Source organism: Streptomyces racemochromogenes (assembly GCF_039535215.1).
Taxonomy (GTDB): Bacteria; Actinomycetota; Actinomycetes; order Streptomycetales; family Streptomycetaceae; genus Streptomyces; species Streptomyces racemochromogenes.
On the sequence record NZ_BAAAWT010000001.1, the window covers coordinates 192,059 to 214,667 of the forward strand.

Annotated in this window: 22 protein-coding genes; 6 read left to right on the forward strand and 16 right to left on the reverse strand. The window is 75.0% G+C overall.

Features of this window, described 5'->3' with window-relative positions; genetic code table 11:
• The first annotated feature begins 198 nt into the window (after positions 1-198).
• Positions 199-1,644: a rifampin monooxygenase gene (gene rox, locus ABD973_RS01030; RefSeq protein ID WP_345504413.1), complete on the forward strand. Its 1,446-nt coding sequence runs from the start codon at positions 199-201 to the stop codon at positions 1,642-1,644.
• 57 nt (positions 1,645-1,701) lie between these two features.
• Here rox and ABD973_RS01035 read toward each other — a convergent pair whose 3' ends face one another.
• The 3 genes from ABD973_RS01035 to ABD973_RS01045 all read right to left on the reverse strand — a co-directional run bounded on the left by ABD973_RS01035 (position 1,702) and on the right by ABD973_RS01045 (position 4,024).
• Positions 1,702-2,133, reverse strand: coding sequence for a nuclear transport factor 2 family protein (locus ABD973_RS01035; RefSeq protein ID WP_125823622.1), 432 nt, complete (start codon positions 2,131-2,133; stop codon positions 1,702-1,704).
• Positions 2,134-2,235: 102 nt separating this feature from the next.
• Complete coding sequence (locus ABD973_RS01040; protein ID WP_345497723.1) at positions 2,236-3,546, reverse strand: ClC family H(+)/Cl(-) exchange transporter; 1,311 nt, start codon at positions 3,544-3,546, stop codon at positions 2,236-2,238.
• A gap of 127 nt (positions 3,547-3,673) precedes the next feature.
• Entirely contained in the window at positions 3,674-4,024 is a 351-nt protein-coding gene (locus tag ABD973_RS01045) for an ArsR/SmtB family transcription factor (protein WP_345497724.1), read from the reverse strand.
• Positions 4,025-4,222: 198 nt separating this feature from the next.
• On the opposite strand from ABD973_RS01045, the gene ABD973_RS01050 reads away from it, so the two are divergent.
• Positions 4,223-5,221: a zinc-dependent alcohol dehydrogenase family protein gene (locus ABD973_RS01050; protein ID WP_125823619.1), complete on the forward strand. Its 999-nt coding sequence runs from the start codon at positions 4,223-4,225 to the stop codon at positions 5,219-5,221.
• A 55-nt stretch (positions 5,222-5,276) separates the two neighbouring features.
• Here the strand turns inward: ABD973_RS01050 and ABD973_RS01055 are convergent, their stop codons facing one another.
• Positions 5,277-5,759 (reverse strand): hypothetical protein, encoded by a 483-nt coding sequence (locus tag ABD973_RS01055; protein WP_206436687.1) that lies wholly within the window; start codon positions 5,757-5,759, stop codon positions 5,277-5,279.
• Between the two features lie 181 nt (positions 5,760-5,940).
• Between ABD973_RS01055 and ABD973_RS01060 the strand changes: the two genes are divergently transcribed.
• Positions 5,941-6,681, forward strand: a complete 741-nt coding sequence (locus tag ABD973_RS01060) for an SDR family oxidoreductase (RefSeq protein ID WP_125594993.1) — start codon at positions 5,941-5,943, stop codon at positions 6,679-6,681.
• A gap of 12 nt (positions 6,682-6,693) precedes the next feature.
• On the opposite strand, the gene ABD973_RS01065 is transcribed toward ABD973_RS01060, so the two are convergent.
• From ABD973_RS01065 to ABD973_RS01075, 3 genes are read right to left on the reverse strand one after another with little or no spacing between them, the layout of a single operon-like run.
• The gene (locus tag ABD973_RS01065) at positions 6,694-7,623 is read right to left on the reverse strand and encodes an ABC-2 transporter permease (protein WP_345497725.1); all 930 of its coding nucleotides are present in this window, start codon (positions 7,621-7,623) and stop codon (positions 6,694-6,696) included.
• The gene (locus tag ABD973_RS01070) at positions 7,620-8,489 is read right to left on the reverse strand and encodes an ABC transporter ATP-binding protein (protein WP_345497726.1); all 870 of its coding nucleotides are present in this window, start codon (positions 8,487-8,489) and stop codon (positions 7,620-7,622) included. Before ABD973_RS01070 ends, ABD973_RS01065 begins: the two co-directional genes overlap by 4 nt.
• A complete protein-coding gene (locus tag ABD973_RS01075) occupies positions 8,486-8,875 on the reverse strand; it encodes a GntR family transcriptional regulator (protein WP_125594996.1) in 390 nt (129 codons plus the stop codon). Before ABD973_RS01075 ends, ABD973_RS01070 begins: the two co-directional genes overlap by 4 nt.
• A 131-nt stretch (positions 8,876-9,006) precedes the next feature.
• Between ABD973_RS01075 and ABD973_RS01080 the strand changes: the two genes are divergently transcribed.
• Positions 9,007-9,981 carry an MsnO8 family LLM class oxidoreductase gene (locus ABD973_RS01080; protein ID WP_125823616.1) on the forward strand — a complete coding sequence of 325 codons (975 nt, stop codon included), beginning with the start codon at positions 9,007-9,009 and terminating at the stop codon, positions 9,979-9,981.
• 20 nt (positions 9,982-10,001) lie between these two features.
• Here the strand turns inward: ABD973_RS01080 and ABD973_RS01085 are convergent, their stop codons facing one another.
• The 6 genes from ABD973_RS01085 to ABD973_RS01110 form a co-directional block, all read right to left on the reverse strand.
• Positions 10,002-11,066 (reverse strand): chitinase, encoded by a 1,065-nt coding sequence (locus ABD973_RS01085; protein WP_345497730.1) that lies wholly within the window; start codon positions 11,064-11,066, stop codon positions 10,002-10,004.
• Positions 11,067-11,157: 91 nt separating this feature from the next.
• The gene (locus ABD973_RS01090) at positions 11,158-12,162 is read right to left on the reverse strand and encodes a BtrH N-terminal domain-containing protein (protein ID WP_125823615.1); all 1,005 of its coding nucleotides are present in this window, start codon (positions 12,160-12,162) and stop codon (positions 11,158-11,160) included.
• Positions 12,163-12,228: 66 nt separating this feature from the next.
• On the reverse strand, positions 12,229-13,845 hold the full coding sequence (locus ABD973_RS01095; protein ID WP_345497733.1) for an alpha/beta hydrolase: 1,617 nt from the start codon (positions 13,843-13,845) through the stop codon (positions 12,229-12,231).
• 197 nt (positions 13,846-14,042) lie between these two features.
• Positions 14,043-14,735 carry a DUF6766 family protein gene (locus tag ABD973_RS01100; RefSeq protein ID WP_125823614.1) on the reverse strand — a complete coding sequence of 231 codons (693 nt, stop codon included), beginning with the start codon at positions 14,733-14,735 and terminating at the stop codon, positions 14,043-14,045.
• A gap of 81 nt (positions 14,736-14,816) precedes the next feature.
• A complete protein-coding gene (locus ABD973_RS01105) occupies positions 14,817-15,260 on the reverse strand; it encodes a hypothetical protein (RefSeq protein ID WP_345497735.1) in 444 nt (147 codons plus the stop codon).
• 187 nt (positions 15,261-15,447) lie between these two features.
• Positions 15,448-16,704, reverse strand: a complete 1,257-nt coding sequence (locus ABD973_RS01110) for a cytochrome P450 family protein (RefSeq protein WP_345497737.1) — start codon at positions 16,702-16,704, stop codon at positions 15,448-15,450.
• 193 nt (positions 16,705-16,897) lie between these two features.
• On the opposite strand from ABD973_RS01110, the gene ABD973_RS01115 reads away from it, so the two are divergent.
• A complete protein-coding gene (locus tag ABD973_RS01115; RefSeq protein WP_125823612.1) occupies positions 16,898-17,458 on the forward strand; it encodes a hypothetical protein in 561 nt (186 codons plus the stop codon).
• Positions 17,459-17,461: 3 nt separating this feature from the next.
• Here the strand turns inward: ABD973_RS01115 and ABD973_RS01120 are convergent, their stop codons facing one another.
• The 3 genes from ABD973_RS01120 to ABD973_RS01130 are packed head-to-tail and all read right to left on the reverse strand — an operon-like array spanning position 17,462 to position 21,055.
• Positions 17,462-19,603 (reverse strand): hypothetical protein, encoded by a 2,142-nt coding sequence (locus ABD973_RS01120; protein WP_345497742.1) that lies wholly within the window; start codon positions 19,601-19,603, stop codon positions 17,462-17,464.
• 10 nt (positions 19,604-19,613) lie between these two features.
• Positions 19,614-20,612: a hypothetical protein gene (locus tag ABD973_RS01125; protein WP_345497744.1), complete on the reverse strand. Its 999-nt coding sequence runs from the start codon at positions 20,610-20,612 to the stop codon at positions 19,614-19,616.
• Positions 20,609-21,055 carry a hypothetical protein gene (locus ABD973_RS01130; protein WP_345497746.1) on the reverse strand — a complete coding sequence of 149 codons (447 nt, stop codon included), beginning with the start codon at positions 21,053-21,055 and terminating at the stop codon, positions 20,609-20,611. The genes ABD973_RS01125 and ABD973_RS01130 overlap by 4 nt, the downstream gene beginning before the upstream one ends.
• Positions 21,056-21,275: 220 nt before the next feature.
• On the opposite strand from ABD973_RS01130, the gene ABD973_RS01135 reads away from it, so the two are divergent.
• A complete protein-coding gene (locus ABD973_RS01135; RefSeq protein WP_345497748.1) occupies positions 21,276-22,526 on the forward strand; it encodes an SUKH-4 family immunity protein in 1,251 nt (416 codons plus the stop codon).
• The last annotated feature ends 83 nt before the right edge of the window (positions 22,527-22,609 follow it).

The following is a 22,609-nucleotide window of genomic DNA, read 5'->3' on the forward strand; positions in this document are numbered from 1 at the left end:
CCTGGCGAAACGCCACTGCGGCGACGGGGCCCCGACAAAAGGACCCGACAAAAAAGAAGGGCAAGGAGTCACACCCGCTCCTCGCCACTCTCAACGTATAGCGCACCGGGGGGCTTGCGGCAAGACCCCGGGCCCGTCGCAGAATGGGCGGCCGAAATCCAGTACCTGCGGAAATAACCCATGGAACGGGTGTTCTTCATGATCGACGTGATCATTGCCGGCTGCGGACCCACCGGCCTGATGCTCGCCCGCGAACTGCGGCTGCACGGGGTGCGCGTGCTCGTGCTGGAGAAGGAGGCGGAGACGGAGACCGAGCGGCCGCGCCCGTCCCGTGCGCGCGGCCTGCACGCGCGCAGCATCGAGCTGATGGACCAGCGCGGCCTGGTGGAACCGTTCCTGGCGCACGGCGAGACGTTCACGATGGGCGGCTTCTTCGCCGGAATCGGCACCTCCTGGCCGGACGGACTCGACACCACGCACTCCTACGTGCTCGCCATCCCCCAGGCGGTCACCGAGCGCCTGCTCACCGGGTACGCCACCGAGCTCGGCGTCGAGATCGGACGCGGCCGCGAGCTGGTCGGGCTGGACCAGGACGAGGAGGGAGTGACCGTCGGACTCGCGGACGGGACGCGGCTGCGCTCGCGCTACCTCGTCGGCTGCGACGGCGGACGCAGCACCGTACGCGGGCTGCTGGGCGTCGGCTTCCCCGGTGAGCCCGGCAGGACCGAGACGCTGCTCGCCGACGTGGAGCTGACCGCGTCGCCGCAGACGCTGGCGGCCGTCGTCGCCGAAGTCCGCGAGACCCAGAAGCGGTTCGGCGTCATCCCCGAGGGGGACGGGGTGTACCGGATCGTCGTGCCCGCCGAGGGGGTGGCCGAGGACCGTACGGTGCCGCCGGGCCTCGACGAACTCAGGCGGCAGCTGATCGCGTACGCCGGCACCGACTTCGGCGTGCACTCGCCCCGCTGGATCTCCCGCTTCGGCGACGCGACGCGGCTGGCCGAGCGGTACCGGACCGGCCGGGTGCTGCTGGCCGGCGACGCCGCGCACGTCCATCCGCCGACCGGCGGGCAGGGGCTCAACCTGGGCCTGCAGGACGCGTTCAACCTCGGCTGGAAGCTCGCGGCCGAGGTGGCCGGCTGGGCACCGGACGGGCTGCTGGACACCTATCACGCCGAGCGGCACCCGGTGGCGGCCGACGTGCTGGACAACACCCGCACGCAGATGGAGCTGATGTCCACCGGGCCGGGCCCCCGCGCGGTGCGCCGGCTGCTGGCGGAACTGGTGCAGTTCGAGGAGGTGAACCGCCTGCTGATCGAGAAGATCACCGCGATCGGGGTCCGCTACGACCTCGGCACGGGCCACGAACTGCTCGGCAGGCGGCTGCGGGACGTGCGGCTGGAGCGGGGCCGACGCCTCTACGAGCTGACGCACGGGGGCCGCGGGCTGCTGCTGGACCAGACCGGCCGGCTCTCGGCCGCGGGCTGGGCGGACCGGGTGGACCACGTCGTGGACGTCAGCGGTGAACTGGACGTGCCCGCGGTCCTGTTGCGTCCCGACGGCCATGTCGCGTGGGCCGGGGAGGACCCGCGGGAGCTGCCCGGCGCGCTCACGAGGTGGTTCGGGGCCGCCGCGGCCGGCTGAGCCCGTCCGCGGGCGGGGGGGGGCGGCCCCCGCCCGCGGGGTGGCGGGTGAGGAGGCTCAGTCCACCAGCGCGGGGGCGAAGTAGTCGCGCAGGCGGGCGATCTTCCCGTCCCGGACACGGAAGATCTGCACCAGCGAGACGGCCCGGTCGGCCGTGCCCTCGCCGTCAGCGCCCTCGCCGTCGCCGTCGAAGACGGTGTCGATCTCGGCGATGAAGACGTCGGGGTCGGAGGTGGTGTGGAGCACGTAGCCGGACTTCTCGAAGTTCGGCGCGCGGCCGCCCTCGACGGGGCGGGCGTAGTACGCCGCCATCGCGGCGCGGATCTCCTCGCGGCCCGCCAGCCTGCGCGGGAAGGCGGCGCCGTCCGGCATGAGCGGCGCCTCGAAGACCCCGTCCTCGGTGAAGGTCTCGGCGAGGGCGTCGGCGTCGCGGTTCACGGTTCCTGCGTGGAGGTAGCCCTCGAAGATCTGCTGCGGTGTCGGTGGCACGGCGGCCTCCCCTGTGAGTGCGGTGGGCATCGGAAGGCCACACCATCACGGAGCGGCCTTCCCCGGCGGGGGTTTCGGGCGGCGCTCACCCTCTCCGCCGGCTCAGGGCCGCTCCAGCATCCGGCGCCGCAGGCGGTCGTAGACGGGCTCGCTCTCCACCGCGTCCGCGGCCAGTACCGCGGCGAAGGAGGCGACCAGCAGCGGCAGCACGAGCGCGGTGGCACCGGTCATCTCCAGCACCAGGACGACGCCCGTGAACGGCGCGCGTACGACGCCGGCGAACAGGGCGGCCATCCCGACCGCCGCGAACGCCCCCGGCCCGGCCGCCCCCGGCGGCAGCAGCGGCGCGGTGACGGCGTGCGCGAAGCTCCCCCACAGGGCACCCAGGGCCAGCAGCGGGGCGAACAGCCCGCCCGGGGTCGCGGCCGCGTAGCTGAGCGGACCCGCCACGAACCGGACGGCGAAGCAGCCCGCCAGCACCGCGACGGCGGGCACCGCGCCCGCCAGCAGGGCTTCGCTGAGCGGGTCGCCGCCCCCGGCCAGGAGCGGGTCGTACGCCATGAGCAGGCCGACGACGGCCCCGATGGCGGCGGCCCGGGCCACGGGCGGCACCCGGGTGAGCCGGTCGCACACGGAGAGGGTCCCCACGACGAGGCCGGCGTAGGCGGCGCCCAGCAGTCCGGCCACCGCACCGAACAGCAGGAACAGGGGCAGCGTCCACACCGGCGGGACCGGCGTCGGCGCGACCGGGAAGACGGGCGCGTCGCCGACCAGGAACCGGGAGCAGGCGAGGGCCGAGGCCGTGCCGACGAGGGTGAGCAGCACCAGGCGGCGCCGGACCGTGCGGGTCACCTCCTCGCAGACGAACAGCAGCCCGCCGAGGGGTGCGGTGAAGGCGGTGGCCAGGCCGGCGCCGCTGAGGGCGGTGTGCAGCTGGCGGACGTCGTCGCGGTCCAGGCGGGTGAGGCGGCCGGCACCGGACCCGATCGAGGCCCCCATGTGCACGATCGGGCCCTCCCGCCCGAGGACCAGGCCGGAGCCGATGGCGATGAGGCCGCCGAGGAACTTCGCGGGCACCAGCCACGGCGAGTGGGGTCCGGGCCCGGCCTCCTGCCGCCAGACGGCCTCCACGTGCTGGATGCCGCTGCCCGCGGCGTGCGGGACCCGCCGGGCGATCGCGCAGGCCACGGCCGCGCCGGCCGCCGCGAGCGCCACCGGGATCAGCAGCCGGCCCGGGCCGCCCATCCCGTCGGCCGCCTCCAGCAGCCTGCCGCGCAGTTCGGCGGCGCCTTCCAGGCACCGGCGGAACGCGCCGCCGACCAGCCCCACCAGGGCGCCGGCCGGCACCGCGACCAGGTAGGCCCGGTACCCCTCCGGGGCGCGTCCGGGTGGGCCGGACCGAGGACCGGGCATGCGCTTGCCTCCCCACCGAGCCGGACGGACGTCGTCCGAGCCTGGACCCGCCGGGCGTCCGGCCCGGCGCAGCTCGCCGGTCGGGCGCTCCGGAGGCGCCCGACCGGACGCAGCGGCGCCCGGCCCGTCAGGGGCGCTCCGGTACGCCGACCAGCGCGCGCAGCAGACCGGGGAAGGCCTCGTCCACCTCTTCGCGGCGCAGGGCGTTCATCCGGGAGGTGCCCACGTAGTACTGGCGGATCAGGCCCGCGTCGCGGAGCACGTGGAAGTGGTGGGTGGCGGTGGATTTGCCGACCGGAAGGTCGATGGTGCCGCAGGCCAGGTCCTGCCGGGCGTGGTAGAGCTCGCCGACGATCTTCCGGCGGACCGGGTCGACCAGGGCTTCGAGCACCTGCTGGAGGCCGATGGTGGGGATGTCGGGGTGCTCCGGGACGCGGTCCGTCCGGGTGCCGCTCCGCCGCGCCGCCGCTGCCGTCATCGGTCCGCCCGCCTCCGTGTTCCGTGTCCCGTACTGGTTCCGCCCTGGACCGCGTTGGCCGCGCTGGCCGCCTTGGCCGCCTTGGGCCACCGCCAAAGTACCACCGCCATCGAACTTTGACAGCTGTCGAACTTTCAGGTTGGCTGGGGGCACGGCGGTGCGGCACCCGTACCGGCGTCGAGTGGAGGGGGATGCGTCATGACGGCGACGGTGCGGTTCCACGAGTACGGCGGACCGGAGGTACTGCGGATCGAGGAGGTTCCGGCCGGCGAGCCGGGCCCCGGCGAACTGCTGGTCCGGGTCGACGCGATCGGCATCAACCGGGCGGAGGTGCTGTTCCGGGCCGGCCGGTACATCGAGCCGGCCAAGGAGTTCCCCGCCCGGCTCGGCGCCGAGGCGGCGGGCGTGGTCGAGGCGGCCGGTCCGGGGGTCACCGGGTTCGGGATCGGCCGGCCGGTCAGCGTGGTGCCGGCGTTCTCGATGAACGACTACGCCGTCTACGCGGAGCGGGCCGTCGTCCCGGCGGCCGCGGTCGTGCACCGCCCGGCCGGGCTCGGCGCGGTCGAGGGGGCGGCGGTGTGGATGCCCTACGTGACGGCGTACGGGGCGCTGGTCGAGGTCGGCGGGATGCGGGCCGGTGACACGGTGGTGCTGACGGCCGCCTCCAGCAGCGTGGGCCTGGCCGCGATCCAGGTCGCCCGGCGGGTCGGGGCGGTGCCGGTCGCCACGACGCGCAGCCGCGCCAAGCGGGAGGCACTGCTCGCGGCGGGGGCGGCGCAGGTGATCGTCACGGACGAGGAGCCGGTCGCCGACCGGGTGCTGGCCCTGACGGGGGGCCGGGGCGCGGAGTTCGTCTTCGACGCCGTGGCGGGGCCGGGCGTGGTGGACCTGGCCAGGGCGGTCGCCCCCGGGGGCACGCTCTTCCTGTACGGGGCGGTGAGCGGCCTGCCGACGCCGTATCCCGGTTTCGAACTCGGCATGCCCGCGCTGAACATGCGCACGTACACGATGCACGAGACGACCAGGGACCCCGGGCGACTGCGGCGGGCGGAGGCGTTCGTCACCTCCGGCCTGGAGGCGGGGGCCTTCCGTCCGGTGGTGGACCGCGTCTTCGGACTGGACGAGATCGCCGAGGCGCACCGCCACATGGAGTCGGGCACGCAGATCGGGAAGATCGTCGTCGAGGTCGCCCACTGAGTCCGGACGCGGCGCCCCTGTGGCAGCCGTGGCCCGGCGGTCGCGGGGCCGGGGGTCACGCGGTCTGCTTGTCGAGGAACTCCAGGTAGAAGCGGCTGCGGTCGGGCACGTCCACGCGTGCGACCGGCACGCCGAAGAGCGCGTTGACCCCGGCGGGCCGGGTGGTGACGGCCGACTGCTCGTCGAAGGTCAGGCCCGGGTTGGTGACGTGCCGGCACCCGGCGGCGTCGAGGGCGGCGGTGAAGTCCTCGCGCAGGAACGTCGCGGCGTACGCGCCGGCGTCCGGCAGCACCTCGGGCGGCAGCCGGGCCGTCGAACCGGGGTCGAGCCGTATCGAGATGCCGCTGACCCGGCGCCGGGTGACGACGAGTTCCAGCCCGCCCCAGGCGTACGGGTACCCGTCGAAGTCCGGGCCCTTCATCACGATCTGCGGGTGTGGCCGGCCCGGGCCGAGCACCTCCTCGGCTCCGGCGAGGGGCATACCGCAGTGGAGCGGGCCGATCCGGCCGGTCGCGGCGAAGTCGAGGAGCACGTTCATCAGGGTCACGACGGTGACTGTCGCAGCTCCCAGGAGACTGCGCACGTCAATACGGCCGGTGCGCGAGCAGGTTGAAGGACGCCGGGGGCAAGGCGCCGGCCCCCGGCGGGCGTTGCGGGCGTTCTCGATCTTGTGTTACGTTTTTTCTGTATCGACCACTACAGAAATACGGGGAGTCCTCATGGGCAAGAACGCGCTCGTCACCGGCGGCAGCCGGGGCATCGGCCGGGCCATAGCCGAACGGCTCGCGGCGGACGGGGTCACCGTCGCGCTGACCTACGCCGGCGACGAGGCGGCCGCGCGCGACACCGTCGAGCGGATCACCGCCGGCGGCGGCCGGGCCTTCGCCCTGCGGGCCGAGTTCGGCCGGCACGGGGACGCGGCCGCGCTCTGGGCCGCGTACGACGGACTCGGCCTGGACGGCGTCGACATCATCGTGAACAACGCGGGCATCGGGCTGCCCTCCCCGCTCGGCGAGGTCACCGAGGAGGGCTTCGACCAGGTCTACGCGGTCAACGTGCGGGCCCCGTTCTTCGTCGTGCAGGAGGCCTTGGGCCGGCTGCGCGACGGCGGCCGGGTCATCAACATCTCCAGCGGCGCCGCCCGCCTCGCGATGCCGGAGATCCTGGCGTACGGGGCGACGAAGGGAGCTCTCGACACCCTGACGCTGAACCTCGCCAAGGCCCTCGGCCCGCGGGGCGTCACGGTGAACTCCGTCGCCCCCGGCATCGTCGACACCGACGTCAACGCCGGCTGGCTGCGCGGCAACCCGGAGGCCGAGGCGCACGCGGCCTCGCTGGCCGCGCTCGGCCGGGTCGGACAGCCGCAGGACATCGCGGACGTCGTCGCCTTCCTCGCCTCGGACGCCGGACGCTGGGTCACCGGCCGCGTCGTCGACGCGACCGGTGGAGCGGGACTGTAGGCCCGGCCCGCCTCAGCCGCGGCGGGCGCGCAGCACCCGGAACGCCGCGTACAGGGCCGCGGCCGCCAGGGCGAGGACCAGGGCGGTCTCGATCAGCTGCGTCGGCCAGTAGTGCGAGGCCGGGTGGAAGTCCGCGTACCGGCCGGTGACGTTCAGGTCGGCGGGGCAGACGCCCATGGTCCGGGTGCGCTCGAAACACGCCTGGTTGGGCAGCCGCGAACCGGTGGCGGTGAGCAGCCCCGTGTCCATCAGCAGGGAGTCGGGCGGGAGCAGCTTCGCCGGGTTCCCGCCGAAGGGGATGGTGTTGGTCTGCACGGGCAGGAACGACCACCGCAGGGCGCCGATGCCCAGCAGGACCAGCCCGGTCAGGAGGCCGGTGGCGGCCATGGCCGCGACGGTGCGCCGCAGGAGCTGGCCGACGAGGACGCCGAGGGCCACGCCGAGCAGGCAGTAGGCGGCCAGCACCGGGCCGGTGGCCTCGTACGGGCCCCGGTCGAACCGGGTGAGTTGCCAGGTGGCGGACACCCGCGTCCAGCCGAGGCGGTAGACCAGTACCAGCGCTGACGCCCCGAGGGCGGACACCAGCCCGGCGACGAGGACCTTCGCGCCGAGCCAGGCCCGGGGCGTGGTCGACTGGGTGAGGGCGAGCCGCCAGGTCCCGCTCTCCAGTTCGCGCGCGGTCATCGGGCCGGCCACGAAGGCTCCGACCAGCAGCGGCAGCAGGAGCAGGCCGGTGCCGCCGTACTCCATGCAGAGCCGCATCACGCGGTAGGCCCGGGCAGGGAACGCGAACGGCCCCTCAGGGCCCGGGTCGCCGACCCACACGCGCAGGGCGGCCACCGCGGCGAGGCCGGCCGCCGTGAGCGCCGTCAGCGCCCAGGCGGCGTGGCGGTGCTGGCGGACCGTGGCCCAGTACGGGCCCCTCAGTGCCGGCGCGCTCATGCCCGCACCTCCGCGGCTTCGAACGTCGGGGCATCGGGGCATCGCAGGTGGGCGAGCAAGAGCTCCTCCAGGGAGGGGGTGGACGTCTGCCAGGTCCGGCTGTCGACGGGCCCGGCCGGCCGCACGAGCGCGGTGAGCGTGCGGCCCGTCGTACGGCTTTCGACGACGGTGTGGCGGTCGAGTTCGGCCGAGGCGGCGGCCGGGCCGGTGAGCAGCCGGTGGGCGGCGTTGACCTCGTCGATGGGGCCGGAGAGGCGGATGCGGCCGCCGTCGGCGAGGAGGAGGTGGTCGCAGGCGCCCTCCAGCTCGGTGAGGATGTGGGAGGACATCACCACGGAGGTGCCGCGCTCGGCGGCGTCGGCCATCAGGGTGCCCATGAGCTGGTGGCGGGCGAGCGGGTCGAGGTCGGCCATGGGCTCGTCCAGGAGCAGCAGCGCGGGCCGCTTGCCGAGGGCGAGGGCCAGGGCGACGCGGGTGCGCTGGCCGCCGGAGAGGGTGCGGATCCGGGCCTCGCGGGACAGTCCGCCGGCGTCCACGACGCGCTCGGCCGTCGCCGCGTCCCAGCGGCCGGGGTTGAGTTCCCGGCCGAGGCGCAGGGTCTCGTCCACGGTGAGCTGCGGGTAGAGGGGCTTGTCCTGGCCGACGTAGGCGAGTTCCTCGCGCGGCGCCGTGCGCAGGGTGCCCTCGGTGGGCGGTACGAGCCCGGCGGCGAGGGCCAGCAGGCTGGACTTGCCGGCGCCGTTGGGGCCGACGAGCGCGCATATCCGGCCTTCGGGCAGCCGGAAGGCGCAGTCGCGCAGTGCCCATGCCCCCTTGCGTCCGTAGCGCAGTCCGAGGCCTTCCGCCTCGATCACGGTGTCCGTCATGCGGCGCCGTCCCCCTTGAAGTGTTGGTCCAGTACGGATGCGAAGAGCGCGGCCACGTCGTCCCGTTCCATCCCGGCGTCCCGTGCCCGCCGCGCCCAGCCTTCGAGTTCGTCGTGGAGCGGGGAGTCGGCCGGGGCGCCGCCCAGGGACTTCCGGATGAAGGTGCCCATCCCCCGCTTCGCCTCGACGAGGCCTTCGCGTTCCAGCTCGCGGTAGGCCTTCAGGACGGTGTTCGGGTTGATGGCGGTGGCCTCCACGACCTCGCGCGCGGCCGGCAGTTTGTCGCCGGGTACCAGCAGGCCCAGGCGCAGGGCTTGTTTGGTCTGCTGGACGATCTGCAGGTACGTGGCGATGCCGCTGCGCCGGTCGATGCGGTACTCCAGCACGACAGCACCACCCTTTCACTAGTTGACTAGTGAAAGGGTGGTCCAAGGCCGCGCCGCTGTCAACCTCCGGCGGTGGCGCAGTAGGGATCGTCGCGCGCCTGGGCCGGGCGGCCGGTCCCTATGCTGGCGGCATGATCGACATACCCCTCTCCGCGCTCGAAGTCGCGATGGTCCAGACCGGCACCCGGGCCGTGGACACCCTGCGTGACACCGCGGCCTTCGCGCGGGAGCTGGAACGGCTGGACTACCACCGGGTCTGGTACGCCGAGCACCACCACTCCCCCGCGATCGGCGCGTTCCCGCCGGTCGTGCTCACCGCGCACGCCGCGGCGTCCACCTCGGTGATCCGGCTGGGCTCGGGCGGCGTGCTGGCCCCCAACCACGCGCCCCTCACCCTGGCCGAGCAGTTCGGCACCCTGGCCGCCCTGCACGAGGACCGCATCGACCTGGGGATCGGACGGGGCCCCGGCACCTTCGACGAGGGCATCGCGCGCGCCCTGCGCCGCGGGGCGGGGCCCACGACGGATGCCGAGTACCGGGAGGACGTGGCCGCCGTCCTGTCCTTCCTCGTGGAGGAGGTCGCGCTCGGCCCCCTGCCGGAGCCGTGGCTGCTCGCCTCCAGCTCCGCCGGGGCCGCGCTCGCCGCGGAGCTCGGCCTGCCGGTCGCCGTGGCCCACCACATCCGGCCGGAGAACACCCGCGCGGTCCTGGAGCGGTACCGGGCCGCGTTCACCCCGTCACGCTGGTGCGGGCGGCCCAGGGTACTGCTGTGCGTGGAGACGGTCTGCGCGGAGACGGAGGAGGAGGCCCAGCGGCTCGGCGGGCCGATGAACGTGGTCAAGGCGAAGCTGCTCCAGGGGATCAGCGACATGCCCTTCCCCACGCCCGAGGAGGCCGCCGCCCACCCGTTCACGGACCCGGAGCGGCAGGCCCTGGCCGGCTTCCGCGCCCAGCAGGCCGTCGGCGACCCCGAGACCGTCGTGCGCCGGCTCGCGGAGCTGGCCGCCGGGACCGGCGCGGACGAGCTGATGCTGACCACGCCCGTCTACGGCTTCCGCGACCGGGTCCGCTCGTACGAGCTGATCCGCAAGCAGCTGGGGGGCTGAGGGGGCCCGGGGCGGCGGCGTCAGCGGCCCTGGAGGGACCTGACGTTGTCGCCGAAGGTCCAGTTCCGGGAGCCGTCCCAGTTGAGGGACCAGGTCATGAGCCCCTTGAGCCGACCGGCGTAGGGGTTCCAGGCCTGGGCGACGAGACCCGGTGCCATGTAGCCGCCGCCGGCGCCCGGCTGGGCCGGGAGCCCGGGGACCTGCTTGTCGTAGGGCACCTTGATCGTGGTGCCCTGGACGACCAGGCCCCGGTCGAGGCAGTCGGTCTGCGCCTTGAAGCCGGCGACGGTCCCGGCGGAGTAGGAATCGCCGGAGCAGCCGTACATGCTGCCGTTGTAGTACTGCATGTTCAGCCACCACAGCCGGCCGTTGTCGGCGTACTTCTTGATGACGGGCAGGTACGCGCCCCAGATCGAGCCGTACGCCACGCTGCCGCCGGTGACGTAGGCGGTCTCGGGGGCCATCGTCAGGCCGAATCCGGCCGGCATCTGCGCGAGCACGCCGTCGATGACGCGGATGAGGTTGGCCTGGGACGCGGAGAGGCGGGTGATGCTGCCGGAGCCGACGAGGCCGGTCTCGATGTCGATGTCGATCCCGTCGAAGTTGTACTTCTTCAGGAGGGGGACGACCGTCGCGACGAAGCGGTCCGCGACGGCGGTGGAGTTCAGGTCGATGCCCGCGGCCGCGCCGCCGATGGACATCAGGACGGTGAGGCCGTCCTGTTTGGCCTGGCACATCTCGGCGGGGGTGGGCACCTTCACGGTGCTGTCCATGCCGTCCTCCCACAGCACGGTGCCGTCGGAGCGGATGACGGGGAAGGCCGCGTTGACCACGTTGTAGCCGTGCGCGCGGATGCGGCCGTCGGTGAGGGGGATCCAGCCGAGCGGAGGGTGGACGCCGTTCGCGGCGCCGTCCCAGTTCTCCCAGTACCCCTGGAGGACCTTGCCGGCCGGCTTCGGCTTCACCGCGCAGGTGTCGGGCGCGCGCGGCCCCGGGGGCTCGGCCGCGGCGGCCGCGGGCAGCTGGACGCATAACGCGGCGATGCCGAGGCCGAGGCCGAGCAGGCGGATGGTGCGACGGATCATGGGGGTGCTCCCTTCGTCCGTTCGCGCCGAAGTGGCGCGCCACCACGTAGGGTTGGTCCAGACCATCCATCCGTCAAGGGTGTGCGGACCCCTACTTCTCCAGGGCGCGGACCGCCTCGCGCTCCAGCTCCAGGCACCGGTCCACCCGTTCCGCGCACGCGTCGAACAGCGCCCGCCGCTCCTGCGCACCCGCCCGCGGGTCGGCGTCCCGGCCCAGCATGGCCAGCTCCGCCCAGTGCCCGGCGGACTCCCGGAAGAGCCCGGCCGCCTCCGGACGCCCGACGCGGTCCAGGAAGTCGGCGTACAGCGGGCGGGTCGCGCCCGGGGCCGTCCACTCCTCCTCCAGGCAGGCGTACAGCCGCCCCGTACCGGCCCGCAGGGCCTCGGGCGAGCCGCCGAACCGCCGCTCCCAGCCCGTCCCGGTGGTGCCGTCGCGCAGCTGGGCGGCGAGCTTCTCCATGCCGGTGAAGCCGAAGTTGACGTCGAAGGCGTTGCCGAGGACCGGCCCGGTGAGGTGCCTGACGGTGGAGGCGACGGCCCCGTCCACGTCCGGCTCTCCCTCCGCCGGCCCGGTGGGGACGATCAGCTGGTGGCGGCCCTTGCGGTGGGCGGTCCAGGCGGCGCCGAACTCCTCGCGTCCGATCCGGTACGGGGTCTGCGCGCCGTCCTCGACCAGCAGGTCGTCGCCGTCGTACCCGGCGATGACGACGGTGTACGGGTCGGTGCCGGTCATCTCGGCGTCCGGGTCGGCCGCGTGCCAGGGCAGGGAGGAACGGTCGACCACGCAGAACGCGGGCTGCCCGCCGTCCAGCGCCGCGCGGACCCGGCCCCAGCGGGGGTTCATCGCGCGGGTGGCCTCGTACGGGACACCGAGGCGGCCGAGCGCGACCTGCACCCAGGGCTCGGGGTGGGCCTGGGCCACGATCGTGAGGATGGGCAGGCGTCCCTCGTACTCGAAGACGAAGTACATGAAGCCGACGCCCCCGGCGAGGCCGGCCACGAGCTCCTCGTCGTGGACGCTGCCCAGGGCGTGCCTGATCAGCGAGGCCTCGCGGTGGCGGCCGGTGCCGAAGTCTTCGTATACGAGCACAGTCATGGGGTGAGCCTAACCGCGCGGTGCCCCGGCCGGTGACCGGCCGGGGCACCGCGCGGCCGCCGGTGCTCAGCGCAGGGCGGGGATCACGTCGCGCGTCTCGTCGACCTCGACGCCGGCGGTCCGGCGGGCCGCCGCCTCCGGGGGCGCCTCGTCCGCGCAGACGGTGCCCCGGGCGGGCAGCGCCAGCGTGGCGAGGTACTTCGTGGCCAGGTCGCTGACGCACGCGCTGCGGTTGTACGCCGTGTGCCCCTCGGCGTCGAACGTCAGCAGGCGGCCGTTCTCCAGCGTCCGGGCGAGGGAGACCGCGTCCTGGTAGGGGGTGTCGGGGTCCCCCGTGGTGCCGAGGACCAGGATCGGGGCGGAGCCGGCCGCCCGGTAGGAGCCCTCGTGGCGGCTCGGGCGCTCCGTCTGCCACTGGGCGCAGGTGGTCGCGTGGTTGTGGTCGTAGGTGGGCGGCCCGAAGCCGATCGCCGGCCCCAGCAGCGGGGCGGAGGCCGCTTCGGCGCTGACCAGCGCGCCCAGGAGCAGGGGGCTCTTCGGATAGGCGCGGTCGGCGCACTCCACGGCCAGGTTGACGTTGAGGAAGTCGAAGGACCCGGGTGAGGGCGGGTTGAGCAGGAAGGTGGACTGGCGCGCCTGCGCCGCCTTCAGGGCCTGGCCCAGGTAGGGCCAGATCTCCTTGCCCGAGTTGATGTTGAACATCAGGCGGTAGGCGAGGGTGTAGCCGGTCGCGGGGCGGCCGCTCGGGGTGATCACCGGGTCGGCGTCCAGTGCCCGCTTCAGCTCCTCGAAGGCCTCCCGGGGCCTGCCGTCGCCGAAGCCGCACCCGGCGGGGTCCTGCGCGCACCAGTCGAGGAACCGGCCCACGGCCCCGTCCAGGGCGGTGAACTGCGCGGCGTCGTAGGCGTAGGGCAGCTCGGCGTAGGTGCGCGGGTCGTAGGCGCCGTCCAGGACCATGGCGCGGACGCGGCGGGGGAACTCCGCGGCGTAGACGGTGCCGACGTAGCTGCCGAAGGAGCGGCCGTAGAAGGTGAGCTGCTCCTCGCCGAGGGCCCGGCGGAGCAGGTCGATGTCCTTGGCGTTGGAGCCGGTGCCGATGTACGGGGCGAGGTCCGCGGCGCGCCGGCGGCAGGCGGTGGCGAAGTCGAGGCCCTGGCGGACCGCTTCGCGCAGGGCTCCGGGACCGGGTACGCCGCGTGCGGCGTCGACGGCGGCGGAGTACTCCTTGTCGTTCCAGCACTCGATCTGCCCGCTGCGCCCCACGCCGCGCATGTCGTAGCCGACGACGTCGAAGGCGTCGCGGAGGGAGGCGGGCAGGTTCTCGTAACTGTTGCGGGCGAAGTCCACACCGGAGTTGCCGGGGCCGCCGGGGTGGAGCAGCAGGACGCCGGTGCGGTGGGCCCGGTCGGGCGCGAGCCGGCGGGTGACGGCGAGCGGGATCGTGCGCCCGGCCGGGTCGCGGTAGTCCAGCGGTACGCGGGCGGTCGCGCACTCAAACGCGTCCCCGGGGGCGGCGCCCTCGCACGGGCCCCAGGACAGGACGGGGACGGGCGGGGCGGCGGGGGACGGTGCCGCCGTAGCGGCCCCGGGCGCGGCCCCGAACAGGGCGGTGACCGCGGTCAGCACGAGGGATATCCCCCACACCACTCGTTTGCGCGGCTCGATGGTCGAACGGGTCCGCATACGGCGGGCTCCTTGGTGACGGGTCGGACGGGACGGGTGGCCGTCGAACGGCGGCGCGCACGATCGGGGGCTCGTGCGCGCGGGCTCGGCCGGGCGGCGTGGCCAGGTTCGCACCCCCGGGCCCGCCCGGACAGGGGGTCGATGGTGCCTACACATCCGGAGGTTGACGCTCCTTCGCCGTCGTCCGGACCGGACCGTCAGCCTTCGACGCCCGTCGCCGTGTGCGGGGCGCCGACCGGCTTGGATTCCGGGGAGCCGCGCTGGCGCAGGTAGACGGAGAGGATGGCCATGGCCGCGACCGCCAGCAGCTCGGACTGCCAGTTCTGCAGCGACCGGTTCCAGAAGTCGGCCGACGCCAGGTAGGCGCCCCAGGCGACCGGGTCCTGGAGCTGTCTCAGCTGCTGCTCGTCGTAGGCCGCGACGCCGGTGACGGACTGGGCGAACCAGGACAGCAGGAACAGCACGGCCATCACCGTGCCCAGCGAGCGCGCGTACAGGTGCTGGCGCCAGTCCCCGGTGCCGGCCCAGCGCGGCGAGTCGGCGCGGGCGTGCCCGCCCATGCTCTGTTCGCGTTCGCTCTCGGGGCCGGCCTTGTGCAGTTCCTTCGACTCCGGGGAGCCGCGCTGGAGCAGCCAGACGGTGCCGAAGATGTACAGGAAGAACTGCAGGAACTCCGACTGCCAGTTCTCGGTGACGTCCACGGCGAAGTCCGAGGACATCAGGTAGTCCCCGAACGCGAGGGGCTCCAGCCCGTCGACGGCGAGCGCCTCGTTGAACTCGGCGTGCCCGGCGACGGCCTGGCCCGCCAGTACGAGCAGGAATCCGGCGCCGAAGGCGAGGGTGAGGCTGTTGTCGTGCCAGAAACCCCGGCGGCCCGCGGGGGCGGTCACCGGTGCATCACCCCGATCGCGAGGAAGTAGCCGAGTCCGCCCAGGATGACGACGAGGCAGGTGACGAAGAGGCCCTTCATCTCACTCTCCCTTGAGCGTGCACCGGTACGGGAGGTCCTGGCGCGCGGTGCAGCCCGCGGCCACCACCTTCCAGCCGCCGCGGAACTGGGACAGGAACAGCGTGTCGGCGGCCAGCCGCAGCAGGGCCTGGCGGCCGTACACCTCGGTAGCGCGTACGGGGCCGCCGTGCGGCAGCCGGGCCCCCGGCAGCGCCCGGGCGCAGGGCGCCTCCTCCTGCTGTTCCAGCTCCTGGCGGGTGCCGGGGGCGAGCAGTGCGCAGGCCCGGGCGTAGTCGGAGGCCTTCAGGGCGCGTTCGAAGGCGGCCGCCGCGTCCCGTGCCGCGTCCTGCCGGGGCGCGGGCGCCCCGCACCCGGCGAGCACGGCCGCGGCCCCGGCGCAGCAGGCGAGCGCCGTCGCCAGGGCGGGCGCACGGCGCGCGCGTCCGGGACGTGTCGTGCCGTCCAAACCGCTCCTCCTGACGCCGGGGCCGGCCGGCGCCCGGGGAGAGCGCCGCCGTCCGGGGAGGGTTCCCCCGGCGGGCCCGTCCGTCCCGGTCCCCGCCGGGAAAGCACCCGTGCGCGGGAGGGGGTGGGGCCGGTCAGCCACGCCGCCGGCCCCCGTGCGGGGCCCGGCCCGATCCGAAGGACACGGCTCAGTCGGCCGGGGTGAAGGTCACGGGGAGGGACAGGGGGCCGCGCAGGCCGCCGGGGCGCCAGGGGATCTCGTCCGGGCGGACGGCAAGGGCGAGGCCGGGGAGCCTGCGCAGGGCCGTGCCGATGGCGATCTCCCCTTCGAGACGGGCCAGCGGTGCGCCCAGGCAGTAGTGGATGCCGTGCCCGAACGCCAGGTGGGCGTTGTCCCGGCGGGTGATGTCCAGGCGGTCGGGGTCGGGGAAGCGGACCGGGTCCCGGTCGGCGATGGCGGAGGCGATCAGCACGGTCGATCCGCGCGGGATCCGCACGCCGGCGATCTCGAGGTCGTCGCGGGCGAAGCGGGCGATGCCGGGGTTCACCGGACCGTCGTAGCGCAGGAACTCCTCGACCGCCCCCGGCAGCAGCCCGGGGTCGGAGCGCAGCAGGCCGAGCTGGTCGGGGTGGGCGAGCAGCATCGCGAGGCCGCCGGCGATCAGGTTGACGGTGGTGATGTAGCCGGCGGCCAGCAGCAGGAAGACCATGGCGATCAGCTCGTCCTCGGACAGCCGCCGTTCCTCGTCCCGGGCGGTGACCAGGGCGCTGAGCAGGTCGTCCCCGGGGTGGGCCCGCTTTTCCCGGATGAGCGCGGTGACGTAGCCGCGCATGTGCTGCCAGGCCTCGTTGACGACGGCCGGGTCCGGCGGCTCCGCGCCGCGGGTGACCAGGCGGTCCGTCCAGCGCTGGAAGTCGTGGCGGTCGTCCACCGGGACGCCGAGCAGTTCGCTGATCACGGTGACGGGGAGGGGCAGCGCGAAGTCGGCGACGAGGTCGGCGCGGCCGGCGGGGAGGACCGCGTCGAGCAGCCCGTCGGCGAGGGCCTGGACGCGGGGCCGCATCCCGGCCACCCGGCGGGCGGTGAACGCCTGGGAGACCAGGCGGCGCAGCCGGGTGTGGTCGGGCGGGTCGCTGCGGAGCATGTTGCCGAGCATCGCCTCGCGTCCGGTGCCGGGCAGCTGCCGCAGCAGGCGGGTGTCGGTGGCGTCGCGTACGTCGCTGCTCAGGCGGGGGTCCGACAGGGCCTCCAGGGCGTCCTCGTGGCGGGTGACCAGCCAGGCGTCCAGGCCGCCCGCGATGACCGCGCGGTGGACGGGGGCCTCTTCGCGCAGGTGCCGGTAGAGCGGGAACGGGTCGGCGACGAAGGCCGGGTCGGCGTAGGGCAGCAGGACGGGCCGCTCGCCCGCGTCGGGTCCGGGGTCGTCGCCTGATCGCGTCGTCACCCGGCCATGATGCCCGGCGCGGCGGTCCCGGGGCAGGAGCGCCACGGCGGCCCGTACGACCGCCGGGAGGAGGGCGGGGCGGGCCGGCCCGTCCTCCGGGGAGGCACGTCCCGCCCGGCCGGTCCCGAAGGCACCCCGGGCCGTCCGGACACCCGCCCCGCGGCCCGCGCCGGCCCTCCGCTACCTTGGCCGGATGCACAGACGCAGCAGGTGGGAGCCGTACCACCGGGCCGGACGGACTGCCGCCGCCACCGCCGCGGCCGCGCTGATCGGCGTACTGACGGGCTGTTCGGACCTGCCGGGCGAGGAGGAGGTCCGCTACGCCGGGGACTACGGCGGCCACGAGCCGCTGGCCGTGGTGGGGTACCCGTCGACGGGCACGCTGCGGACCGCTCAGGAGGTCGTCTGGCGTACGGCCGACGGGAACACGGCGGAACTGGCCGCCCTCGCGGCTCCGGGCACCGCGCGGGGCGTCCCCGTGGCGACGGCGCGGAATTGGATCTCCGCCTTCGGCGAGGGCGCTCGGGGGAAGGTGACCGCGGAGTTCTACGACGAGGGCTCCAAACGGCAGAGCGTCGTCCTGTACTTCCACGCGACCGGCCAGATCAAGCAGATCGACGTCCGCACGGGCATGGGCGGCGAGGACCGCGACTGGTACGTGTACATGGACGAGCCGCAGCCCGCGGCGGCCACGGCCGTGCCGTCCTGGATCCCGAAGACGCCGGGCGCGCTCGGCTCCCGGTCGGTGCCCTAGGAACTACGGCCAGGAGGCGTCACCGGGCGGTCGGGGTGCGGGGGGCCGGCGCAGGTGGCGGAGGTCGGCGGGGCCGAAGGGCCTGCGCGTGGCCGCCTCGGTGGCCGATGCCGTCAGCAGTGCTTCCAGCAGCAGTTCCTCCGGCGCGGCCGCACCGGTCACGCGGCGCAGGCACAGGGAGAGGAGGGCCAGGGTGCGTTCCTGCGCGGGCCGTTCGGGCGAGTCCTCGGGGAGCAGGGCGACGAGTTCCGCCTGGATCTCGACCACCCGCCGCAGGACGTCGTGGTCGTGCAGCCGAAGGACGCCTCCGTAGAGCGCGCCGGCCACGTCCTGGCGGAGCCTGATCCGCCAGCCCAGCGAGACGTGGGGGAAGGACGGGGCGGCGAGTACGGCCTCGGCGGCCGCCGACAGCTCGGCGAACCGCTCCGCCGTGGGGCTCCGCCCGAACGCCTTGTGCGCCCTCTCCATCCGGGCCACGACGGGGTCCAGGTCCGCCTCGGCGCGGCGGCGGGCGGGCTCGCGCGGGGCGGCGGGCGGAGCGGGCCGCAGGGTGTCCGGCCACGGCCTGGCCTCGAAGTTGTGCAGCACCCGCAGGACGTCCCGGAGCATCCCCCGGGAGGTGTAGAAGTCCTCGGGGTCGGTCACCAGGCGGAAGCGGACCTCGTCGCGCCGCTCCACGAGTTCGCGCGCGGCGCGTTCGGCGGTGACGCGGGCGGTGGGCACGATGAGCACGGGCGAGGAGCTCTCGGGCCGCAGCATGAGGTAGGCCACGCCGTCGAGTTCGGAGTGCGCCACCATCATCGTGACCGGTCCGCGTTCCTCGTCCAGGCCCAGCACCGGCAGTTCGACGAGGAGGGCCTGGTGCGGGGTCCGGTGCTGGAGGAGGACGACGCGCCGCCGCGCGGCGAGCCGGCGGTCGCCCGTCAGCACTCCGGCGAGGTCGCCGCCGTCGCGCAGGCACAGGGTCGTGTCGTCGTCGAGTTCGGCGAGCCACTCGTGGAGCCAGGACGGTGACAGGTGGCAGGCCCGCTGGTCCTGCCAGGGCGAGATGAACCACAGGGCCGTGTCGCCCTCGTCCAGCCACATCGGTTCCCGGCCGACGGGCTCCACGCCGGGCACCCGGACGGGGAGCGCGTTGTGCAGCACCTCGACCAGGGGGTAGCCGTGGAGTTCGTCGGTCGGCGGGTCGAGGTCGATCCGGCCGTTCGTGGAGGTGGTCTGGGTGAGGACCACCGACAGCAGGGCCGGATGCAGCCCCGGCATGGTGAGCGCCGGCAGGGCCCACACGCCGGCGAGGACGTCCCGGTCGTCCTGCGGCAGCGTGGTGTCCGCGAGGAGCGGCCCGATGACGTTCTCGACGAGTCCGTCCAGCCACTCCGAGGTCGGGAGGTCGTCGGGGAGCCGGCCGTAGGCGAGGGGCTCTCCGTCGACGCGTACGTGAGCGAGCAGGCGGGCGGTCGCGTCGGCTCCGCCGCGCGCCGCGCGGAGCAGGTCCCCGTCGGGCAGCTCGCGCAGGGCGCGGCACAGGACGGGGAAGCGGCGGTCCGGCCGGTTGCGCGGGTCGCGGAACCACTGCTCGGCCCGTTGGGGCCGGTGGAGCCGCTGGGGCTGCCACGCCTCCAGGACGGTTACGGCGAGGGCGAGTTGGCCGAGGGCGAGGGCGAGCCGCTCCCGGGCCTGCGGGGGCAGGTCGCGGGTGCGCAGCCACTCCAGGGCGTCGGCGGCGTCGAGGTAGGGCTGGGGATGCCTGGCCCGGTAGGCCTCCATGCCGGCGGGTGCGACGTCCAGGCCGGGCAGGAACGTCGCCACCGCCTCCTGGGTGAAGCGGGACGCCTGGACGGTGGCCGCGAGCAGCCGCGCGCACCGGTCGCGCAGCGGGCCGGGCTGGTAGGGGTCCATGGCGGAGGGGCTCAGGACGAGCTGGGTCCAGCCGAGGGGGGTGGTCCTGAGCAGGACGTCGTGCACGGATTCGTGCGCGAGGATCTCGGTGAGCGGGTCGCCGTGGGTGATCCGGTCGATGCTGACGAGGATGCGGCCGCCCCGGCAGAGTCCCGCCCAGTCGCGGCTGAAGTCGAGGACGCGCGCGGTGGATCCGGTGCGGGCCGGCGGGCGGGAGTGCGGGCGGGAGGGGGAGGTGCGGGGCATGGCGGGCCTTTCAGCGTGAGCCGTCCTCGCCCGGTGCGGCGGGCGGGGCGGGCGGGTGCGGGGCCGGCTCCCGCTCGTGCTGGTGCTCGTACGGGAGGGCGGTGAGCGGTACCCCCTGCGCCCAGAACCGGGTGAGCCGGCGGCCCAGGTCCCGCTCGGCGTCGGGGTCGGCGGGCAGGGGCAGGTGCAGGGCGGTCAGCAGGTCGAAGCGGTGCAGGTCGAAGGCGGCCGAGAGGGCCTCGCCGTAGCCGCGGGCCGCCGCCACGGCCGCGCGGTACGCCACCCAGGCCGGCAGGAGGAACCCGGCCGGGCTCGCCCGCCACCAGCCGTCGGCGCCGAGGACGAGGGGGACGCTCAGCAGTCCGGTGGCGGCCGCCGTCACGCTCAGGCGGCACGCCAGGTCGAGCTGGTCGCGCCGGTCGTCGACGACGGCCCGGACGCGGTCCCCGAGCAGGGGGTGGAGCCGGGGCCACCAGACCACCGCGTCCGCCCCGTACGCGGCGCCCGCCGTCGCCTCCGCGGCGCGCAGGGTGTTGCCGAGTGCCGTCGGCAGGAGCGGCACCGGGGGCGGTGGGAAGCTCCGCGCCAGCTGCCAGGCGGCCGCCAGGATCCGCTGCCGTTCGGCTTCGGCGGGGTCGGCGGTGGCGACCGTGGCCGCCCGGGCCAGGCGGTCGCGGGCCCGTTCCTGCGCCGTGACCCCGAGCCGGGCGACGGCGCGGGCCGGGCGCGGCCAGTACCCCTCCAGCAGCCGGACGAGGGGGGTCTGGAGCGGGTGCAGGAGCACGGCGACGAGCAGCGCCCCCAGGGCGAGTGCGGCGAACGCGGCGCCGGACAGGCCGTGCAGGCGCGACAGTGCCCGGGACATCTCGATGCCGCCCCCGGGCGCCCGGGCGGCGAGGAGGGCGCCGAGGTACGCCAGGGCCGCGTACGTGGGCAGGTAGCCGACGAGGGCGAACCGGGAGGCGGTCAGCTGGGTCACGCCCGTCGCGAGCTGGGCGGGGGTGCTCACCGCGCGGCGGTCTCGTGCGGTCGCAGGGGTACCTGGTGCTCCGGGCAGGCCGGCGGGACGTCCGGATGGCGCGCGAGCAGCACGGTCGTGTCCCCGTGGGGGCAGCGGAACTCCAGCAGCGCCCAGGACACGGGCAGTCCGGGGAGGGTGGCACCGTCGCCGGTGCCCAGCGCGAACCCGCCCGCCGTGTCGTCCGGGCCCGGGCCGGCGTCCTCGTCCTGCGCCCCCGCGTCCTCCAGCAGCACGTCCGCGTCGCCGTCGCCGTCCACCCACCGGAACGCCTCGCCGCCGAGCGCGATGACCACGGCCCTCACCCCGGCGGGCGCCGCGGCGAGGAGCCGGCGTGCGGTGTCGGCGTCGCCCTCCCGGAGTTCGCCGGGGAAGCCGCCCCGGCGCACCCACACCATCACGTCGCCGGCCTGCTCCCCGCGGACGGTCCTCATGCGTGCCCCTTCCCCCCTCGGCCGGTCGCGGCCGGTGTGGAAAGCACATGATGCAGGGGTGGGCCGGAGCCTGTCCGGCCGTTGGCGCCACTGCCGCGGATCCGGTGCCGGCCGCCCGCTCCGGGTGGCCGCGGAGCGGGGGCGTACTCGTACTGCCGTCCGGCAGGGCATCGTCCGTACGGGTGAACGGCATTGCCGGCCGGGATGGCAGCATGACCCCATGGCTCCTGATGATCTCGACCAGCTGTTCGCCTCCCCCGCCACGCTGCTGGCGGCCGGACCCGGTGCCCTCGGGGAACTGCCCGCCACGGGCGGCGGTGCGGGCCGCGAGGCCTTCGGGCAGGCGGTCGCGGTGCTCGACGGGGCCGAGGTGTCCCGGGCCGAGTTCGCCTCGTGGCTGCACTTCGGCGCGCGGGTGCTGGGTCACGAGGCGTACGCGGGCCTGGTCGCCGCGGCCGCGCCGGACATGCCGTGGCGGACCGTCTGGGCCTGGTGGCGCCCGGTCGGCGCCTACCGGGCCCAGCCGAACCTGTCGGGCGGCGCGGACCTGGAGGTCCAGGAATCGGCGGACGGCCGGGTGCTGTTGAAGCTGGAGGCGACCTGGGCGGGCGAGCGCTGGTTCGACCCGGCCACCGGTGAGCAGGTACCGGCCCCGGCCGAGGGGGAGTTCACCGAGCGCCCGTACGACGCCGGGGCCGGGGCCGAAGGGGAGGACGCCTGCTTCGACGACGAGGACGAGCCGGTCCTCCACCGGCCCGGGACGTGGGAGGAGCCCGTACCGCTCGGCGGGGGCCGGTTCGCCTTCGCCGAGGAGCGCGGGATCGTGGTCGTCGAGCGCGGCGGCGACCTGCCGGCCGACGCGTCCGCCGGTGCCGTCGGGTGGGGCACGGACGGGCCCTGGTTCGCGGGGCCGGCGGCCGCCGGGCTGCCGCTCGACGCCGGCCGGCTGGCGGAGGCCTTCGGGGCGGACTGGGTGCTGCGCCTGGCGCCCGAGCGGCAGCCCGCGGCGCTGCGCCACTCCCCCACCCGGGAGCTGATCGCGGCCGCGGGGCTTCCGCGCTGGTGGGCGGCGGGGGTCGCCTCGTTCTCCCTGGCGTGGACCGGGGCGGGCGCGCACCAGGTGGAGCCCGGGGAGGACGGCCTGCTGCCGCTGGGCACCTTCGACCTGATGTACGGCGACTCCGGCCGGGTGTCCGTCCACCCGGAGACGGGCGCGGTGTGGATGGTCCGCAACGGCGGGGAACCGTTCCTCTTCGCCCGGGACGTGGAGACCTTCGTACGGCTGCTGGAGGCGGTGTACCGGTTCATGGGCGCGTGCTGGAGCCCGTACCCCGGCGAGGACGGCAAGCGGGACTTCGTGCGCGAGGCGGCCGCTCTGGAACCGCTCTCGGTCGACCCCGCCACACCCGCCGGGGAAGTCTGGGAGCACCTGTTCGCGGCCATCGTCGAGCTCAGCGTCTGGGGTCACTGAGCCCGGCGCGGGGCGCCGGTGCCGAGCCCGGCGCGGGGCGGGCCGCCGCGTCAACCCCGACGATCGTCAGGGGTGCGGGCAGA

Excerpts from the sequence above, each read along its gene's own strand:
- ABD973_RS01080 (WP_125823616.1), top strand. The coding sequence starts at position 9,007 with ATGATCGACATACCCCTCTCCGCGCTCGAAGTCGCGATGGTCCAGACC.
- ABD973_RS01050 (WP_125823619.1), top strand. The coding sequence starts at position 4,223 with ATGACGGCGACGGTGCGGTTCCACGAGTACGGCGGACCGGAGGTACTG.
- ABD973_RS01045 (WP_345497724.1), bottom strand. The coding sequence starts at position 4,024 with ATGACGGCAGCGGCGGCGCGGCGGAGCGGCACCCGGACGGACCGCGTC.
- ABD973_RS01135 (WP_345497748.1), top strand. The coding sequence starts at position 21,276 with ATGGCTCCTGATGATCTCGACCAGCTGTTCGCCTCCCCCGCCACGCTG.
- ABD973_RS01115 (WP_125823612.1), top strand. The coding sequence starts at position 16,898 with ATGCACAGACGCAGCAGGTGGGAGCCGTACCACCGGGCCGGACGGACT.
- rox (WP_345504413.1), top strand. The coding sequence starts at position 199 with ATGATCGACGTGATCATTGCCGGCTGCGGACCCACCGGCCTGATGCTC.
- ABD973_RS01090 (WP_125823615.1), bottom strand. The coding sequence starts at position 12,162 with ATGACTGTGCTCGTATACGAAGACTTCGGCACCGGCCGCCACCGCGAG.
- ABD973_RS01040 (WP_345497723.1), bottom strand. The coding sequence starts at position 3,546 with ATGCCCGGTCCTCGGTCCGGCCCACCCGGACGCGCCCCGGAGGGGTAC.
- ABD973_RS01120 (WP_345497742.1), bottom strand. The coding sequence starts at position 19,603 with ATGCCCCGCACCTCCCCCTCCCGCCCGCACTCCCGCCCGCCGGCCCGC.
- ABD973_RS01065 (WP_345497725.1), bottom strand. The coding sequence starts at position 7,623 with ATGAGCGCGCCGGCACTGAGGGGCCCGTACTGGGCCACGGTCCGCCAG.
- ABD973_RS01070 (WP_345497726.1), bottom strand. The coding sequence starts at position 8,489 with ATGACGGACACCGTGATCGAGGCGGAAGGCCTCGGACTGCGCTACGGA.
- ABD973_RS01095 (WP_345497733.1), bottom strand. The coding sequence starts at position 13,845 with ATGCGGACCCGTTCGACCATCGAGCCGCGCAAACGAGTGGTGTGGGGG.
- ABD973_RS01085 (WP_345497730.1), bottom strand. The coding sequence starts at position 11,066 with ATGATCCGTCGCACCATCCGCCTGCTCGGCCTCGGCCTCGGCATCGCC.
- ABD973_RS01060 (WP_125594993.1), top strand. The coding sequence starts at position 5,941 with ATGGGCAAGAACGCGCTCGTCACCGGCGGCAGCCGGGGCATCGGCCGG.
- ABD973_RS01130 (WP_345497746.1), bottom strand. The coding sequence starts at position 21,055 with ATGAGGACCGTCCGCGGGGAGCAGGCCGGCGACGTGATGGTGTGGGTG.
- ABD973_RS01055 (WP_206436687.1), bottom strand. The coding sequence starts at position 5,759 with ATGAACGTGCTCCTCGACTTCGCCGCGACCGGCCGGATCGGCCCGCTC.